The sequence below is a fragment of the Kluyvera huaxiensis genome (assembly GCF_040149365.1).
Classification (GTDB): Bacteria; Pseudomonadota; Gammaproteobacteria; order Enterobacterales; family Enterobacteriaceae; genus Kluyvera; species Kluyvera intermedia_A.
Map to the genome: position 1 here is coordinate 95,237 of NZ_JBEFLV010000018.1, position 16,103 is coordinate 111,339.

A 16,103-nucleotide genomic window follows, 5' to 3' on the forward strand; every position below is an offset into this window, starting at 1 on the left:
CCCGTTAAAAGCTGGCCGTAGACAGCGTACGACAATGTGGTGGAGATACGGACGGATTGAGTTTACTCGCCGTTGACAGTTGTCAACATCGAACATATAATATGCCGGAGATAAATTGTATCTGAAGACGCATCCTAATAAGCACATTCAAGCGGCCATTGAATATGCTGTAACTCAAGGCTGGGTTTGGGTTCCACCAGGCGATTCTGCACACTGTTTTTGCAAATTGCGCTGTGGCAATCCAGAAGGTGAACACCGAGATCACCAAATGAGTGTATGGTCAACGCCGAAAAGTGCTGAAAACCATGCCAAGCAAATCATTCGTATGGTTAAACGCTGCGATTGATTTTGCCCGGTAAGGAGTTGCTACAACAACTCCTTACCGAATAAATAAGAGAATACTCTGAATACTAAACGAAGAGGTACTATGGCGCTTTTTAACTTCACTCTGACACTCTCAGGCGTAACGTATGAGACCGAAGGACTGGAAGACGCGCTGTACGAAAGCGGCTGTGACGATGCGCTGATTTGCGCATATGGAAACTCCGTCTATGTTGAGTTCGACCGCGAAGCCGAATCGCTGGATGCTGCTATTGCATCAGCGATTGACAATATCGAATCAGCCGGTATCGGCGCTATTGTTGAATCTGTCGACTCTGCTCTTGTTGGCCTGAGCGACATTGCAGAAATTACAGAAATGTCCCGACAGGCGATTGCAATGTTGAAAGATGGCACTCGCGGTAGCGGCGACTTCCCTTGCCCAGTCCAACGCATTAAAGGCCAATCCCCACTCTGGGATTGGGCTGATGTAGCCGAATGGTTACTAAAGAACGGTCGATTAAAAGAAGACAGCAACTTGGTAAATAACGCTCGTGTGCTGAGTAAATGGAACCTTGCCTTACGTGCAAGCGCTTCAAAAGATTTTCAAGAAGTTGAGTCAATAGCGGCAGCACTAATCGAACGTCGACGTAAAACTATTTCATAGTCCTTACGCGTTTGGTCTTACTGCCCCTCCATTTTATATTAATAACGATGTGCAATTGAGGAATTATGGCCCAAGACTCCAAACGTGGTAGTGAATTGGTTGAGGTTATAAAATCTGATGATGTAACCGATCTGTTCAAGGAATACGGTGAGATAGCTATTGACTCTGCCCTTGAATCGGGAACGCTTGAGTCGATTCCTTTACTCAATACTCTCGTTGGAATTTTCAAGACGGTTAGCTCAGTGCATGATCGTCGGTTTACGGAAAAGTTAATTCGTTTCATCTCTGGCTTCGCCGATCTAGACGATGCTACACGAATAAATATGGCCAATCGGTTGAATGAAAATGACAAATTTGCGGGTAAGGCCGGCGATAGACTGATTGAAATCATTGACCGCATGGAGAGTGAAAATAAGCCAGAAATTGCAGCAGCATTCTTGAAAGCGTTTGCGTTTGAGCACATTGATTTTATTACATTACGTCGCTTAATGGTTGCGCTTGAACGTATCCCTTCCTTTGAGATTGATGAGTTAGATACTTTTTCCAAATACGATGAAAATAACCACCATCAAATATCAGATGAAGCGCTTTTACTCTCATTTGTTAATGCTGGGTTGGGGAAAAACAATGGCGGGTTTGAGGGAGGTATTATTTTGCCGACAGATTTGTGCGCAGTATTCGTTCGGTTCAAAGGCTTCAAACCGGAATAATTTAGATCATATAACCCGCCATTTGGCGGGTTTTTGCTTTATGCGACTTTCTTACCAAAAATGTTGGATAGAGTGACTCTTATCTGGCGCTTCAGCCTGTACTGTCTCACATCGCCAATTTTGTTAACTTCCATAAATTCTTTGGCCACCTTCAGTACCAGCCGATTGCGGAATACTTTGAATGCCTCCAGCTGTTCCTCTGGGTTATCTGATTCGTAGATCTCCAGCAGATACTGGCACGCCTTCGGATCTTGCGTTTTAAGCGCCAGCGCTCTGGCACATTTACGCAGACGACTGACTTTATCGGCGCCATCCAGCCCGGCGAACGCCAGCGCCAGATCTAACGTGACCGGGCAGTCGATGATTTCCCAGAACTGCGACCGCATGGTGGCCGCAACTGCTTTATCCTGAAAATCCGCGGGGATAGCCGCCAGCGCTTGTGCAATCTTCTGTGCCTCGTTCATGGTGTTCTCTTTATTCATTTGCTAATAGTCTCCGCTACCTCTGCCAGAATTGCTTCCAGCTTTTCGCCTTCCTCTGGGCGAAAGTACAAAATGTTCGGGTTAAATCCGTAGAAAACGGTCACATCCAGCTCTGGCAGATACTCTTTGCGTCCAACCAGGTCGGATGGTTTGCTCTTGTTGTTGAAGAGTGACGTCGCCCGGCTGCCACACGTCAGCACATAGGTCGGACGCACCAGATTGATCTCTTCACGCACAAAGTCGATGAACTGGCCGATTTCGTCTTTGGTGTAGTCCTTCTCTTTGTCCTTCACCTTTTTGCACACGCCGGTGACGTAGAGATCGCCCATACGCAGATCGCCTGCAGTAAGCAACTTCGCCTTAAAGTCGTCGTAGCCGTTCTCCATGAAGTAGCCGGTACGCCCATCATTGCCGTTCGCGTTGTCCAGAATGACCATGATTTTCGGCTTAATGCCAATGCTTGGGCGGATCAGGTCGTCTCCCAGACCCATTTCGGCCGCCATGCGAGTCATCAGTACATTCACTTCAGCAGAGCGCTTAGGGTTCATCTCGAACGGTCGAGAGGCTTTTACAGCGTCGATCACCAGATTGCCCATCAACTCTGCCTGGTCGCGCAGCCGTTCCGGATCTGTCGCTGGCAGACTGCCAGGCTCAATCGATGCGAACGCACCTACTTTTTGCAGTGACTCGCGTACCCGGCTGTTACACGCACGCTTCTCGACCGCTTCCTCAAATTGCTCAAGTGACTCGAATTTACCGCCAACTTTCTCACGCGCTCTCATGATGGCCTGGCAACCATTCTCAGAGCAGCCTTTCACAGCAGAGAATGGCGCATACAGAACCTGGCTGCCGTCTTCCAGCGTGCGGATCTCAATTCGGTTAGATGACACGTTAACGTCTGGTGGCAATACGCGAATGCCATAGGTCAGCGCATCCTTAACCAGCCCCTGGTGCTTATCCTCGCCCAGAATGGTGAGAGCAGCAGCGAAGAACTCAGCAGGGTAATGTGTCTTTAACCACATAGACTGATAGCTGATCAGCGAGTAGGCAACGGAGTGTGATTTGTTGAAGGCATATCCACCGAACTTCTCAAAGGCGTCCCATATTTCTTGGGCTTTCTCAGGGCTAAGACCTTCCTGCTCGGAAATAACTTTGGCAATTTTCATGTGTTTTTCCCGTCATTTGCTTCAAACGCTAGCTTTTTTTAAGATATTTGCGATTTGAGTGTTAGAGATGCCGAATTTTTCTCGCAACTTTTCATAGGTTGCGCCAGCCTTGCGCAAGGCGACCACCTCAGCTCTTGCTTCAGCATCCAGTTTTTTGGATGCTCTTGAGACAACGATCGGCCCACCAACTCGTGCCCATTTCTTCCCGGTGACGATATGGTGAATGTAAAGCTCAGTTAAACCATATTCGGCCGCGAGGTCTTTGTTCAGAGCGCCTTCTGACTTTTTAATGCGAATAGCAATGACGACTTCGTTGGTTAGCTTGGCGTTGTAGCGCCTCTCACCAAACTCAACGGTATCGTGTGCAATGGCGTCAGCCATGTTGTCGACTTGAGTGCCATACGCGAGATTGGAGGGCGCATTGTTTGATGGTCTTCCGTCAAGATGACGAATAAGTAAGCCTTCTGGTCGTTCTCCGTGGAATGCAGTTGCTGCCAGATAATGAACTGTGCGGTCGCATTTGACGCCGTTGACGCTTAGTTTCACGCCCAGATGTCCAAAATCATTGATTACGCGAGGTTTGAGGATTTGCCCCTTCTTCACCCATTCGCCCCCATTGGGGGCTGTTCGTATAACATCTAAAGAGCGAATGCGACCTAAACTGGATGCTTCGTAATAACCTTCAAACTCAGGAATGGATTTCCAAATTTCTTCCACCGTCAAACTCCAAAATCAACAATATCAGCGTTATCACCAATCGCTTCGTCATAGGTTCTGCGTTTGCCGTCAGAGCACATCAGCTTGGCCTTTTTGTGGACTTCTACTGTGCTTCCGTTTTCAAGTGACAGTGTCACCCAACCTGCTTGCGCTCGTTCTACAAAATCGCTGCCGATCGCTTTCATCTTATCCATGTTCTTTTTACCGATAGCGGAACGCAGAGCGTCAGCCTCAGCCATAGAGAATCCAGCGAGTACGCGAGAGCTTTTCATGATCTGCTCTTGATAGAGTAAAACGCCGTTGGTTTCTTTAGTTGCTTCCTCAAGACGCGGATGAATTGAATGTGGAGCCATGAAGCCTTTGGCTACGGAGACATAGTCGTCCAACATGCCTGACTGAATCGGGCCAGGTCGAAATAGCGCGGTAGTAGCGACAACGGTTTTAAAGCTCATTGGCTCAATGCCACCGCCCAGATCTTTAAGTAACTTACGCATGGGGCCGGACTCCAGCTGGAATACGCCCTGCGTGTACCCTGCAGCGAACCCATCCAGAACCTTGCGATCGTCCAGTGGGATAGCATCGAGATTGATGTCTTCCCCGGTACTCTCTTTGATGTAGCGTTTCGCGCTATCCAGCAGATCGAGCGTTGCCAGACCGAGAACGTCCAGCTTAATCAGCCCCATCGCCTCGCAGTAACGTTTATCGAACGCAATACAGCGAGCATTGCCACGCAGCTCGACGGGCGTGCGCTCTACCAATGGAACACCAGCGACGATCATCCCCGCAGCGTGACGACCAAAACCACGCATCAGGCTTTGCAGCTTACACGCCGCTTTGAACGCTTCCGGGTTTTTCGTGGCGTATTTGTCCAGGCTGGCCAGTTGCTCGCGCAGCTCTTCCAGCGACAGGCTATCGTCTTCCAGATTCTTGAACTCTTTGGATACCGCCATATCCGCAGCGTCGACACCGTAAATACGCGCAGTGTCACGCAGCGCCGAAGCAGCGCCCAGATAGGTGAAGTTCGGAATACCGGCAACGTAATCTTCGCCATAGCGTTCATTCAGATACTCGATCACCTCATGACGACGTGCCTGGCTGAAGTCCAGATCCGCATCCGGCAAGTCGAGACGTTCAGGGTTAATGAAACGCTCAAACAGAAGACCGTGACGGATAGGATCAACGTTGGTTATGCCTATGCACCACGCCACCAGAGACCCGGCAGAGGAACCACGACCTGGCCCGACAGGAATGCCAGTTTCACGACTGTGATTCATCAGGTCGCGCACCATCAGGAAGTAGCCACAGAAGCCCAGGCGGGTCAGTGTGTCCATTTCGTACTTCAGGCGATCAACATACACACGGTGCTCAGAAGCCGGTGGTGTGTAGCCAAACTCTTTGGTAGTAAGACGCTTGCGCAGCCCCGCGACAGCCAGCTTCATCAGCGTTGCAGGTTCGTCGTCTGCCATCTTGGGCAGTGCTGGTGGCAATTCATGCCAGCGCCATGTGCAGGCTTCAATAATGGTGTCCTGCGTTGTTGAGGCCATTGCAGCTGTTACCGGCACATCCATTCGAATGGAGAAGGCTTTCAGCGCTTCAAGGAGATGGCGGCGACCATTAACGGCATTATCTCGCTGGTGGGGAATACGCAGACGATGCGGCTGGTCGATTTTGATGTTGTTCGTAACCATGTGCGCAATGTCTTTAATGTCAGCGTCGTCGACCGCTTCGTAATAAGCGGGATAGAACGCCACTGGCTCTATTTTCAGTGCGCTCGCTACTTTCATCGCCCGGACGTTAATCTGGTCGTAGAATGGGGTAGGGTGCGGATAAACCACGCTGTAGAAGTTATCGCGTCCTCCAGCTGTCACCAGCGTCCCGATAATCTTTGTGAAGTCCCGGCGCTGGAATACACTGCCAATGTCGGACGTCAGCAGGATGATGTTGCCTTTGGCATATGCGGTCGCCAGCTGGTCAAGTGCCAGACGAGGGACAAAGTAGAATTGCTCGCGCTTGTTGGCTAAGGTCATCAGTTCGCACACGTCGCGATAACCTTGCTCATTCTTTATCAGTGCCGTAAAGCAGTAGCTGCGATCACGTACCAATGATTCCATACATCCCCCTGACTCTTTCGCCAGGCGGGCGCGGTGCTCGTATGTCGGATCGTCGACCACATTCAGCTTAACACCACAAATAACCGCCATGTCGTCGCCAGCGGCACGCTGCAGGGGGATCACACTGGCAATGTTCATGCTGTCAGCGGAAATGACAGCGGTGTAGCCAGCTTCTCTCGCGATTTTCACCGCGTTTTCTGCTTTTAGAGCCGACTCTCCCAGGGAGAAGTCAGTTCTGACCATCAGAGCCTTCATGTGTTTTTACCTTTCTGGTTTTCTTGATTTTGTCATTGGGGAAGCCAACGAACTTCCCATACATCGAAATCGCAACCTCTTTGGCTGACTGGTGGCACTCGGGCCTATCCGGACACGCCAGACAAGCCCGGCCAGTTTCAGACGCTGCGATAAGAGAGCCGAAACATCCTTTACGCACGATTAACCGAAGATCTTCTGAACCACTTCACGCGCTGCCTGTGCAGACGTGGATGGAAGTTTATTGATAAACGACTTTTCGATGCCGGCAGAGAAATCACCGCGCATCATTCCGATTTTTGCGGACAGCAGCAGCTCGCGAGGGCCGATTGGCTGGCTGATCAGATGCTGTTCATAACCTTCACGGACAAGGTTCGCGAATTTCACCATCTTCTCGGCGTATTCGCGGATGACGCCAGCCTCAGCCAGCATGTTGACTTCAGCCTTAGTGCTCATGTACTTCACGTTCGAAACAATGCCGAAGCGCGAGAAGTTCGCCGCGTTCTGGATGTTCGTTCCTTGATAGAGACCCGTTTCGTCGCCAGAGCCGTTAGTGTTGCCAGTGCCAATGAAGGCAAAGCGTTTATGCGGAGTGATACGGCGCCAGTCCGGAGTTGCCTCTTTGATGATCAGCGGTTCTCCTTCAAGAACTGGCTGGTACACACCCAGAATCTGCGGGAACGCGAAGTCATATTCATCAGCGAGGTACACCCAGCCATTTTTCATCGCCAGCGCCAGCAAACCAGGCTCGAAGTAGGTGGAACCATCGCGAGCGAGGATCTGGCCTGTAACGTGTGCCTCTTCCATAGACGCCGTATGCTGGGCGCGGATCAGTGGTCGATTCAGCAGGGCGCATAGCTGCGTAGGAAGAGAAGATTTACCGGTTCCTGCATGACCCCAGAGATAGCCTGGGATTCCGATTTCCAGCATCATGAAGATGTCTTTAATCAGGTCGAAGTCGCCATACACATAGTTCTTCTTCGCTTCCGGTACGAACTCCGGATATGGCGTGTTGACGTTGACTGTCACCTGTAGTGGTTTTCCGCGTGGCGTTCCCAGCTCTTTGATCGTTACGCCAAGCAGCTCGTGCGCGGCCACCAGTTCGGTCTTGTATTCGACCGTTCCTGCGTAGCCCGGATGTGCGCTAATCTCCGCTACTTTTCCTTCGCCTGAATGCTTTTCGGCACGCTTCTCATTGAGTTTGGCCAGTGCCGTGCGAGAGATCGTTGGTTCATCCGGAAACGCAGAGGTGTACATTTTCACCACCTCGTCCACGTCCAGACCTTTCGCGGACTCAGGAATGTTCTCGCAGCGGCCCATAGAGATATGGGATTTCAGGTAATGAAAGGATTTGCCACACCACTTGCAGACGATGGCTTCCGGCAAATGTTCTTCTTGCTGTAGTGCAGTAGCGGTCATGTGTTTTTCCTTACTGTTTGTCGTTCGTGGGGTATATCTTATATAAATATATTAGGCTGTATAGTAAGTGATTACTTATTTTTACGGGTAAAGCAATTACCCAAGAATGATACGAGATAGCTCTGTGACGACTGACGGCCCTAACTCTTCTACGCTGTTTACCAGTGCGTAATTTTTGTAGTAACGCCGTGGTGCGTCGGTCAGAACGCCGATAGCCATCAAATCGATGTCACTCAACGTCTCAATTTCTTTGGTGACGGTTCGTAAATGCTGATGGAACCCATCGCCTGCAGCACATGGCGCCCCGTCGCTCATAACCAGCATGATCTTCTTGTCCTCCATTCGCCCTGCAAACAGAGTCGCCAGCTGCGCGACGCTCTCACCATCGACGTTATTGAGCAGGGGGAACGTCTCACACACGCAGCCCATGCGGGCGCGGATCTCTGGAGAGTTAGCTTTCTCATTCCAGTTTTTGATAATGGGCAGCATTAGCGCCTCGAAGCGAGTAAACCCGCGCTTCGACATGGTTTCATAATCTGGGCTACCAAACGTGGTAAAGCCGGTGATGATGTTAGGCACATTGATACGATCCAGAGCATCCGCAATGGTGTAGGCGCTTGCGAGTGCCAACTGAATCTTCCTGCCGCCCATTGAGCCGGACAAGTCGATCACTTGCTGGACGCACGCGTTCACCGCTCTGTGGTCTTCTTTTTTGCGGAACACGCGGTCGTCGTTCATTGCCAGACGATACAGGTTCGCGCCATGTATCCGCCCACGTCTCTGGCCTGGGATAAACTGAACTCGGTTGCGGCTGGCGATAGCTCGCTCCAGGTCTTTGGCCAGAGTCGAAGAAACGCCTGCTGACAGATGTTTTTCGATTTTCAGTTCAAAGAGCTTTCTGCCTTCCGGAACCATGCGGTAGCGATCGACAGGTGAGTGCATTGGGATTGCGCCGAACGTCTTTCTGGTGCGCTTTACATGCTCTTCAGCCTCATCAATCAACCCGATAAAGTCGTATGAACGATCGTATGGGCGATACTCAGAAAGTGAGGTGCTCATAAGCTCTTTGCTGATGGTGGCCGACAGTGCGTCTTCGGTCATTTCGCCTGTTCCGTCTTCCATCTCGTCGAGCGCCTTGAGTGCGTCCTCCAGAGTCATTTCATCCGGAGCAGGAACAAAGCCTGATTCACTGTCTTCAGGCGCTTCCGCGGCATCCTCATTTTCTTTACCTTCGCCGTCTGTGTGATCGGCGGCGTCATCTTCCTCTTCGCCTTCTCCTTCGGACTCCCCATGACCGGCATCGGAGTCTTCGCCGTCATCACTATCACCATCGCCATCGCCAGCGGCGCCAGAGCCATAACCATCGGAGTCATCGGCGTCATCGCGAATGCCATCACCAGGCGTTGGAGAGCCAGTGTCATCACTACCACCTTCGTCATCAGAATCACCTGATTCCATGCCGGCATCATCGGATTCTGGGGTGTCTCCTGATTCCTCTTCGCCTGCTTCTGTATATTTACTTTCTATATCACTAATTTCTTTATCTTCTGTAGGTAAGTCCTTATCTACTGATTCGGGCAAATCAGAATCCCCAGACTCTTCCTCTTCTGAGGCATCATCTTCTTGCTCTTCCTTGTCGTCGTCTTCGCCTTTGGTACGCTTTGGTGCTGATTCACTATGAGTCGGTTCATCACCGGCTTCTGGGGTTTCCTCTGACTCATCCTCACTCTTCGACGGCTTCCTAGCAGACGATTTAAGCTCTGGTAATTTGCCCTCTGGCTTGTCTTTCATATCCTGCATGATTTGGGCGATAGCAGCTGCGACCTTCACACAGTCTTCTGTGTTCGACATATTGCGAACGGCCACGTCGATACCATGCTCTTTGAGCAAGGCTATAGGCTTCTCGATGAGGTGCCAGTGTTCTTCCATAAAGTCGATGAAAGGGCTTTGGCCATCCCAGGCGCGGACGACAGGGCAAAGGAAGAATTTCAGGAACAATTCACGCTGGTTGCCGTGGCAGATTGAAACCGCCTCTGACACTTTGCCCTTGAAGTATTTGTCGATCACCAGGTTCTGTGTGGCCAGTAAATTGCGACGGGTTCCGTTGAATACCTGTCCCATTCTGCGTTCAATAAAAACGTCTTCCAGCGCGTTCCAAAGCCCGGTAGACGGAGCCTTTCCTCTCTCGCGCATCTTCATTGCGACTTTCGGATCAGTAAAGAGGATATGGGCTACCTCATGGTCGAGAAAACCACGTACTGCGTTCATGAGGGTTGGTGACGCGTCGTCCGGTATAGATGGGATGTTTACCAGCACTGGTTCGCCGCGCCGGTTGTAGCGGACATATGCTTCATTGCCTCGCTCTGCAACAGGTATCTGTTTGCCTGATAGCATCGCTACAACTCGTTTTACGCAGTCGCGGAAGTCCTGTACCTCTTTCAGCACAGCTCTGGTCATGGCTTTGGACATGAGAATTTCCTTGTTATTAAAACAATTTGTTTTCTGATGTGCGTAATTTATCACTGTACGAACAGGCGACTAAGCTGTTCGTACAGGCTTCTATCGGCAGGAATGTGTGTTAAATGGTTCTCACGGCAAGGGAGCCGCAACCAGTATTGATGAGTGTGAAATGTTTATTTTTTAGTTCAAAAGTGAAAACCGTCGTATCAACCATCTCCACGGGAAGCTCTTCAGATTCTAGTTCTGTCAGGATCGTCGCAACGCCATCCAGCCCAATCGCATATGCGTGTCCAACCTCAAGGGCGGTCAATTTAGAAGTTATATTTTTCATTTCATATCATCCAACTGAACACATTTGAAAGTTCGGCAATACTACTACCTATTGTATCAATATGGAATGCACCTATATCAGATACGTCTTACTTTTCTCTGTAAGCGAATAGTGACAAATCGCCTAAAAACCATAGTATAATGGCGGTATGCTGGGGTTTTGTGCCTATCGAAATTAAATAGATAAGTCTTTACAACCCTGGCCTTTGCTGTAATATCAGTAAGCACTTACCAGAGATAAACAAAACACGCAAGGTTCACTACATGGCTACCAACGAAACAGAGATCAAACAAGGTCGCTACGCAGCTTACATTGACTCGTTAATCACAATCTCGCCTAAAAGTCAGGCTACCATTGCCAAAGAGGTTGGGTACAAGAACGCCAACAATCTCTCTCTCATCAAAAGCGGCAAAATCCCACTTCCAGTAGATAAGGTTCGAGCATTAGCCGAAGCGCTGGATGCAGATCCGGTTCGACTGATGCTGATGGTTCTGGAAGAACGTCATCCTGAGCTGCTTGAGTTTTTTCGCGAAGAGGGCACTGCACCGCTCTCCGCTGATGAAAAACTCGTTCTAGAAGCGTTCCGTAACCGTTTTGACGGTCAACAGGGAGCGTCAGAAAAGGTGGTAGAGGCCATCAAGTCACTGTGAGAAATTTACACGAATAAGCTCGGTGGCTAGACGATCTCCCTTGAATTTGTGGTCTATCTCGTCTAAGTCTGTTTGATTCACGATAGATGCGATGTACGTTGAGAAGTTATTCAAGGCGTCTCGCATCTCATCCATATAATCGTGGCGATCATAGACGCGATCTATCCCTTCAAGACTGTGGTTCATAATCTTACGGGCCACCTCCTGATTAATCCCCAGAGCAGGGAAATAACTACGCGCTGTACGTCTCAGATCGCGTGGGGTGAATGACTCAACCTCCATCAACTCAGGTCGTTCCAGTATCCTTCTCAGTGCCTGGGCAATGGCCACCTTAGACATTGGCGTATCCACGCCCTTCTTCTTATTCGAAGGAACGAGCCACTGGCTGCCTTTCCCGTACTCAAACAACCCTTCTACGCATTGGCGCATCAATGGGCTTAACGGCAGCGCGTGCTGTCTGGCCGATTTGTTTCGCGTACCTTGATTCCATACATCACGTTGAAGGTTGAACTCATCCTTTCTGGCCCGGAGCACTTCATCGGGTCGTCTGGCGGCGACAAGACAGAGCCTGGCCGCCCACTTTGTGCCTTCGCACACATTGAAGTAATCCCAGACGTTCCAGAATACCCAGACCTCGGCGTCCGTCAGCTTACGTTCGCGCGGCACTGGCTTTGCGCCACCGGCAACTCTATTGAGCGACATATCATTCAACGGTGATGTATCAATCAGCCCCTGAAAAGCGCACCAGCTCAGGAACTGTTTCATTAGGGAGAATACGCGTCTGCCCTGGACGATCTTGCCTTCCAGTATCAGTGGGTTCACCAGTTGGTTGACCAAGACCCTACTTATATCACTTACCTTTACTTCAGAGATATGCGGCATTATATGTATCAAAACACAATGAACGGCTATTTCAGGTCGACGTCTCGTTATCAGTAAAGATAAGCGAGTGAATAATATGAAGGCGGAAGAAAACGACATGTCTCCGTCGAAATTGGCGGTCGACACTGCCGACAAACCGGAAGCGCGTTCGAGGTACTCGATGGCTTCCCGAGAGGTGTTTTCTGCTGCGCGTGCTTTATCAAAGGTGTTTTTCATCGTCCACTCACTGAGTGAAACCTTTTACTGTATGTATGAACAGTATATTAGGCTTAAGTTTTTGTATGATCAACCATAAAATAGCCTGTTTTGTACAATGATTCCATACTTAATAGGTATGGAATCATTGAGAGTCGATTTTTTTAAATCTGAGAAACAAGCAAGATGATTTTAGCGGTTGTGAAAATCTTCAGCACAGGCTGAAAAGTGGGAGATTAACTGTGTGTTGGCGGCGCTCATGAGATCGTGTGCTGGGGTAACAACTGCAAGAATGGAGTATCTGTCCGGATTCCACAAATGCTGTGCATAAACTAAATAAGTATTACTCTTCTTCTGCCGATCTGGAGTGCGAGGTGGCCAGGGCTGTTCGTCGGGTAGCTTGATGTGGATGCGAGCGAGTTGAGCGTCTACGGCATAAGGTGGAAAAGTGAAGACGGCGTCACTGCCGAAGGTATCCGTTGTGGCGTTGTGCTCCTTGCAGTAAATAAATTCCTCTATGAGCTGCTGTTCCAATCCAGGGAACTTTTTGAAAGTGGGGTCTAAAAATGCGGCGCGTGTATCGGGGTTGATCTCGACAATCAGAGCCATTTGGTCGAAGCCTCTGTGCCACTGGCTGCCAGAACAGCAAGAGCCGCATGGCTAATTTCTGATTCGCGAAGAGGGCTAACTGTCAGGATCTGATTAACCAGATTATCGAGATTTTTGGCCCCGTGACGCATCTCAGCGACAGCCCTGCATAGCTTGTATTCAGTGGAGTTTTTGTCGTAAGACCGGATGATCGACATCTCTGGTAATGCCTGGAATAAGAACTCGGCAATTGCCAGGGAGCCAATTACATCAGCACGTAAGCCTTCTGCGGCAAACTTTGCCTGCTCAAAATCATGTTCTGCCAACGCATCCAGTCTGGCGTAAATTTCACGGCCATCAGCGGTAACTTCCTGGATTTTACCCACACTTTCGCGCAGTTCTGCGAGGGATGGTGCGCTCGCCCCTGAAGTAATAGCGCTGCGTTCATGGGTGTGATCTTTGGCATAAGAACCGTGTGACAGGCTGCTTAGTGCCAGTGCCACAACCATTGCGATTTTGGTGATTGAGTCTTTCATGATTTATCTGCCTGCTTTTTGCTGGCTCGTAACTAAGTGTACGCGTTCCCTGAAACTGCGACAAACAGAAACGGCCCCAAAAGGAGCCGTATTGTATTACAGGGTGCTCGCAAAAGCAGCAAATTCCGTATAACCCCCGATAGGTTCGCCATTTACGAACACCTGCGGTATGGTCTCCACCGGCTTGCCAACCAGGTCGCTCAACTTCTCTTTGTCGATCCCGGCAGACACAATATCGATGTATTCATAATCGCCAAAGCCGTGGCCGTGCAGCTGCTTCGCCAGCTCGACCGCACGTTTGCAGTATGAGCAATTATCCCGTCCGTAGATAACGACCTTCATCACTTCACCTCGTGCAGCTGCTGCTTGAGAAGATAGCCTTCCAGGGGCCAGATTTTGGCAATCGCGTTCTGGCGTGCAATTTTACGTCCGATCTCCGGATCAAAGTTCTCCGGGCTGGCGCACGCAGACTCGCCGGTTACGGTGTAGCCGTTCTCCAGCACAAGAACGCAGAATGTCAGCAGTTCGAGTGATTGCGGGGCCGGTTCAGGCTCTTCCTGCTTCAGCCACAACGGTGAGCTGCGATATCCGTCCGCGCCGGTAAAGTAAAATTCGCCTGAGATAACAGCTTCAATGCGTTCCGGGGTAACACGCGCGGCCGTTTTGCCTTTGGCCACAATCTCTTTTTCGATATCCATATCGGTCATTTTGGTTTCCTTACGTTAAAAACGAGCGATTCGGGCACGAAGAATTAGCTCATAGGCTTTCATCGCGTCCAGCTGCTTAATGAGCATGTTGCGGTCGACTTGAGGGAGACGACTAAAAATCTCGGTGGCTGTGAAGCACTCCAGCTTGAAAATACGGCGCGACAGATCTTCCTGTTCCTCTATCACACGCTGCTGGTGAGGCAGATATTCTTTGGTCACGCTTATCTCCTTATTGGTAGGCTTCAAGCGCAATTTTGCATAACTCAGACCGTACACAGTCCTCGCTCTCGAACTCGATCCGTCCAACATATTCAGACGGCTTAAAGCGCTCCATAGCGTCTTCCAGCCCGGATTTGACGCTGCCAGGAAGATCGCATTGGGTGATGTCCCCGTTAACGATAACCGTGACGTTTTCTCCCATACGGGTCAGGAACATTTTCATTTGTGACGCTGTCACGTTTTGAGCTTCATCCAGAATTACCACAGCGTTTTCGAAAGTGCGCCCACGCATGTAAGCGAAGGGGGCAATCTCCACTTTGGCCACCTCTGGCTTTAAGCAGTATTCGAGAAACGAGCCACCCAGACGCTTCTGTAGCACGTCATAGACGGGCCGGAAGAACGGAGCGAACTTCTCGCTCATGTCGCCCGGAAGGAAGCCCAGATCTTCGTCTGCTTGCAATACCGGACGAGTCACGATGATCTTGTCCACTTCCTTATTAAGTAGACGCTGCGCTGCAACGGCCGCGGCCAGGTACGTTTTACCGCAGCCAGCTTCGCCAGTGGCGAACGTTAGCGTTTTGGTATCGAGGGAGATGAGATAGTGGGCCTGGGCCTCGTTTCGCGCTTCGAGAGGAGAGTTGTCGCGCTTCGGTTTCGGAGGCAGAGCAGGGGCGGCAGCCAGCTCGTCAACGATGATTGTGTCAATTTCGTAGCCGTGGATGCGTGGCTTTGACTTCAGTGCCTGACGAGCTGCGCGACGCGCCTGTTTACGTTTGTTTCCCATATTGGGGTCGTCTCAGAAAACGGAAAATAAAGCACGCTAAGCCGGTTGCAGCGGCCGTAGCGGCCTGAACTTGCCCGCGCCGATCTTGGCGCTGCTGCGCCAGAGGTAATCGCCGGTCAGGTTGATGTGCTCCCAGCCGAGCGGCGACAGGTACTGCAACAGGCCGTCATCGACGGCTTGACCGTGGCCACGCAAGGCGTTCGCGGCCCGCTCCAGATAGACCGTGTTCCATAGCACGATGGCCGCCGTCACCAGGTTGAGGCCGCTGGCCCGGTAGCGCTGCTGCTCGAAGCTGCGGTCGCGGATTTCCCCCAGGCGGTTGAAGAACACGGCGCGGGTAATCGCTTCGGCGCTCGCCCGCTCGACGGCGTTGAGGGCGGGCACAATGACCGACTGCCGCCGCAGGTGCTCGATCAAGGCTCTGGCCAGCACGATGCCCTTGTCGGTTTGCATGGCCAGCTCGGTCAGCAACTGGACAGCCTGCCGGTAGTGGCCAATCGTGAACGGCTGGAAGCCGAACACCGTTTGCAGCTCGACCAGGTGCTCGCGTCGGGTCTGCTCACGCTGCCCGTACTCGTCCCAGCTTTCGATGCCGACCTTGAGCTGGTTGGCGACCAGTCTCAGCAATGGCGGGAACGGTGGCTCATCAGCGCCAAGGATGACGCCGGGAAAGCGCAGGTAGCAGAGCTGCACCGCGAAGCCCAGCCGATTGGCCGGGCCGCGCCGCTGCCGGATGATGGAGAGGTCGCTTTCGCTGAACGTGTAGTGACGGATCAACTCATCCTTGGTGTCCGGCAACGCCAGCAGGCTTTCGCGCTCGGCGGCGGAGAGGATCGAACGGCGGGGCATGCGGTTTCCTTCTTCTTGAAAACGTAGGTTTGTGACAAGCCCGCCAAGGCAACCGGCGCG

Annotated in this window: 18 protein-coding genes and 1 pseudogene; 4 read left to right on the top strand and 15 right to left on the bottom strand. The window is 51.1% G+C overall.

Annotated features, from left to right (window positions below; translation table 11 throughout):
* Positions 1 to 121: 121 nt before the first annotated feature.
* The 3 genes from ABOC97_RS17860 (at position 122) to ABOC97_RS17870 (ending at position 1,695) form a co-directional block, all read left to right on the top strand.
* Positions 122 to 346 carry a hypothetical protein gene (locus tag ABOC97_RS17860; protein ID WP_071785233.1) on the top strand — a complete coding sequence of 75 codons (225 nt, stop codon included), beginning with the start codon at positions 122 to 124 and terminating at the stop codon, positions 344 to 346.
* Positions 347 to 427: 81 nt separating this feature from the next.
* Positions 428 to 985: a helix-turn-helix transcriptional regulator gene (locus ABOC97_RS17865; RefSeq protein ID WP_022649900.1), complete on the top strand. Its 558-nt coding sequence runs from the start codon at positions 428 to 430 to the stop codon at positions 983 to 985.
* A gap of 65 nt (positions 986 to 1,050) precedes the next feature.
* Complete coding sequence (locus ABOC97_RS17870) at positions 1,051 to 1,695, top strand: hypothetical protein (protein WP_022649899.1); 645 nt, start codon at positions 1,051 to 1,053, stop codon at positions 1,693 to 1,695.
* 38 nt (positions 1,696 to 1,733) lie between these two features.
* Here the strand turns inward: ABOC97_RS17870 and ABOC97_RS17875 are convergent, their stop codons facing one another.
* The 7 genes and pseudogenes from ABOC97_RS17875 to ABOC97_RS17905 form a co-directional block, all read right to left on the bottom strand.
* A complete protein-coding gene (locus ABOC97_RS17875) occupies positions 1,734 to 2,177 on the bottom strand; it encodes a DUF7740 domain-containing protein (RefSeq protein WP_022649898.1) in 444 nt (147 codons plus the stop codon).
* Positions 2,174 to 3,313 (bottom strand): annotated as a pseudogene (locus ABOC97_RS17880) (helix-hairpin-helix domain-containing protein); the annotation flags it as partial. The pseudogene ABOC97_RS17880 and the gene ABOC97_RS17875, both read right to left, overlap by 4 nt.
* A 51-nt stretch (positions 3,314 to 3,364) precedes the next feature.
* Positions 3,365 to 4,060 carry an NUMOD4 motif-containing HNH endonuclease gene (locus tag ABOC97_RS17885; RefSeq protein WP_022649896.1) on the bottom strand — a complete coding sequence of 232 codons (696 nt, stop codon included), beginning with the start codon at positions 4,058 to 4,060 and terminating at the stop codon, positions 3,365 to 3,367.
* A gap of 2 nt (positions 4,061 to 4,062) precedes the next feature.
* Positions 4,063 to 6,426 carry a DNA polymerase III subunit alpha gene (dnaE, locus tag ABOC97_RS17890; protein ID WP_022649895.1) on the bottom strand — a complete coding sequence of 788 codons (2,364 nt, stop codon included), beginning with the start codon at positions 6,424 to 6,426 and terminating at the stop codon, positions 4,063 to 4,065.
* Positions 6,427 to 6,606: 180 nt separating this feature from the next.
* The gene (locus tag ABOC97_RS17895) at positions 6,607 to 7,842 is read right to left on the bottom strand and encodes an AAA family ATPase (RefSeq protein ID WP_022649894.1); all 1,236 of its coding nucleotides are present in this window, start codon (positions 7,840 to 7,842) and stop codon (positions 6,607 to 6,609) included.
* Between the two features lie 96 nt (positions 7,843 to 7,938).
* Positions 7,939 to 10,311 carry a cobaltochelatase CobT-related protein gene (locus ABOC97_RS17900; RefSeq protein WP_022649893.1) on the bottom strand — a complete coding sequence of 791 codons (2,373 nt, stop codon included), beginning with the start codon at positions 10,309 to 10,311 and terminating at the stop codon, positions 7,939 to 7,941.
* Positions 10,312 to 10,420: 109 nt separating this feature from the next.
* Positions 10,421 to 10,633 (bottom strand): hypothetical protein, encoded by a 213-nt coding sequence (locus tag ABOC97_RS17905; protein ID WP_004110118.1) that lies wholly within the window; start codon positions 10,631 to 10,633, stop codon positions 10,421 to 10,423.
* Between the two features lie 263 nt (positions 10,634 to 10,896).
* Here ABOC97_RS17905 and ABOC97_RS17910 point away from each other — a divergent pair, with 263 nt between their 5' ends.
* Entirely contained in the window at positions 10,897 to 11,283 is a 387-nt protein-coding gene (locus ABOC97_RS17910; RefSeq protein ID WP_022649892.1) for a transcriptional regulator, read from the top strand.
* Here the strand turns inward: ABOC97_RS17910 and ABOC97_RS17915 are convergent.
* The 8 genes from ABOC97_RS17915 to ABOC97_RS17950 form a co-directional block, all read right to left on the bottom strand.
* Positions 11,275 to 12,381, bottom strand: a complete 1,107-nt coding sequence (locus ABOC97_RS17915; protein WP_022649891.1) for a tyrosine-type recombinase/integrase — start codon at positions 12,379 to 12,381, stop codon at positions 11,275 to 11,277. The two genes, ABOC97_RS17910 and ABOC97_RS17915, sit on opposite strands and share 9 nt — an antisense overlap.
* Positions 12,382 to 12,552: 171 nt before the next feature.
* The gene (locus ABOC97_RS17920; protein WP_006812568.1) at positions 12,553 to 12,969 is read right to left on the bottom strand and encodes a type II toxin-antitoxin system YafO family toxin; all 417 of its coding nucleotides are present in this window, start codon (positions 12,967 to 12,969) and stop codon (positions 12,553 to 12,555) included.
* The gene (locus ABOC97_RS17925) at positions 12,960 to 13,484 is read right to left on the bottom strand and encodes a hypothetical protein (protein ID WP_006812569.1); all 525 of its coding nucleotides are present in this window, start codon (positions 13,482 to 13,484) and stop codon (positions 12,960 to 12,962) included. Before ABOC97_RS17925 ends, ABOC97_RS17920 begins: the two co-directional genes overlap by 10 nt.
* Positions 13,485 to 13,580: 96 nt before the next feature.
* Complete coding sequence (locus ABOC97_RS17930; RefSeq protein WP_006812570.1) at positions 13,581 to 13,826, bottom strand: GrxA family glutaredoxin; 246 nt, start codon at positions 13,824 to 13,826, stop codon at positions 13,581 to 13,583.
* The gene (locus ABOC97_RS17935) at positions 13,826 to 14,191 is read right to left on the bottom strand and encodes a Gp49 family protein (protein ID WP_006812571.1); all 366 of its coding nucleotides are present in this window, start codon (positions 14,189 to 14,191) and stop codon (positions 13,826 to 13,828) included. Before ABOC97_RS17935 ends, ABOC97_RS17930 begins: the two co-directional genes overlap by 1 nt.
* A gap of 15 nt (positions 14,192 to 14,206) precedes the next feature.
* Positions 14,207 to 14,410: a crAss001_48 related protein gene (locus ABOC97_RS17940; RefSeq protein ID WP_022649890.1), complete on the bottom strand. Its 204-nt coding sequence runs from the start codon at positions 14,408 to 14,410 to the stop codon at positions 14,207 to 14,209.
* Positions 14,411 to 14,420: 10 nt separating this feature from the next.
* Positions 14,421 to 15,194, bottom strand: a complete 774-nt coding sequence (gene phoH, locus ABOC97_RS17945) for a phosphate starvation-inducible protein PhoH (protein WP_022649889.1) — start codon at positions 15,192 to 15,194, stop codon at positions 14,421 to 14,423.
* A gap of 36 nt (positions 15,195 to 15,230) precedes the next feature.
* Positions 15,231 to 16,043: a DUF4158 domain-containing protein gene (locus ABOC97_RS17950; RefSeq protein WP_004187445.1), complete on the bottom strand. Its 813-nt coding sequence runs from the start codon at positions 16,041 to 16,043 to the stop codon at positions 15,231 to 15,233.
* Positions 16,044 to 16,103: the final 60 nt, after the last annotated feature.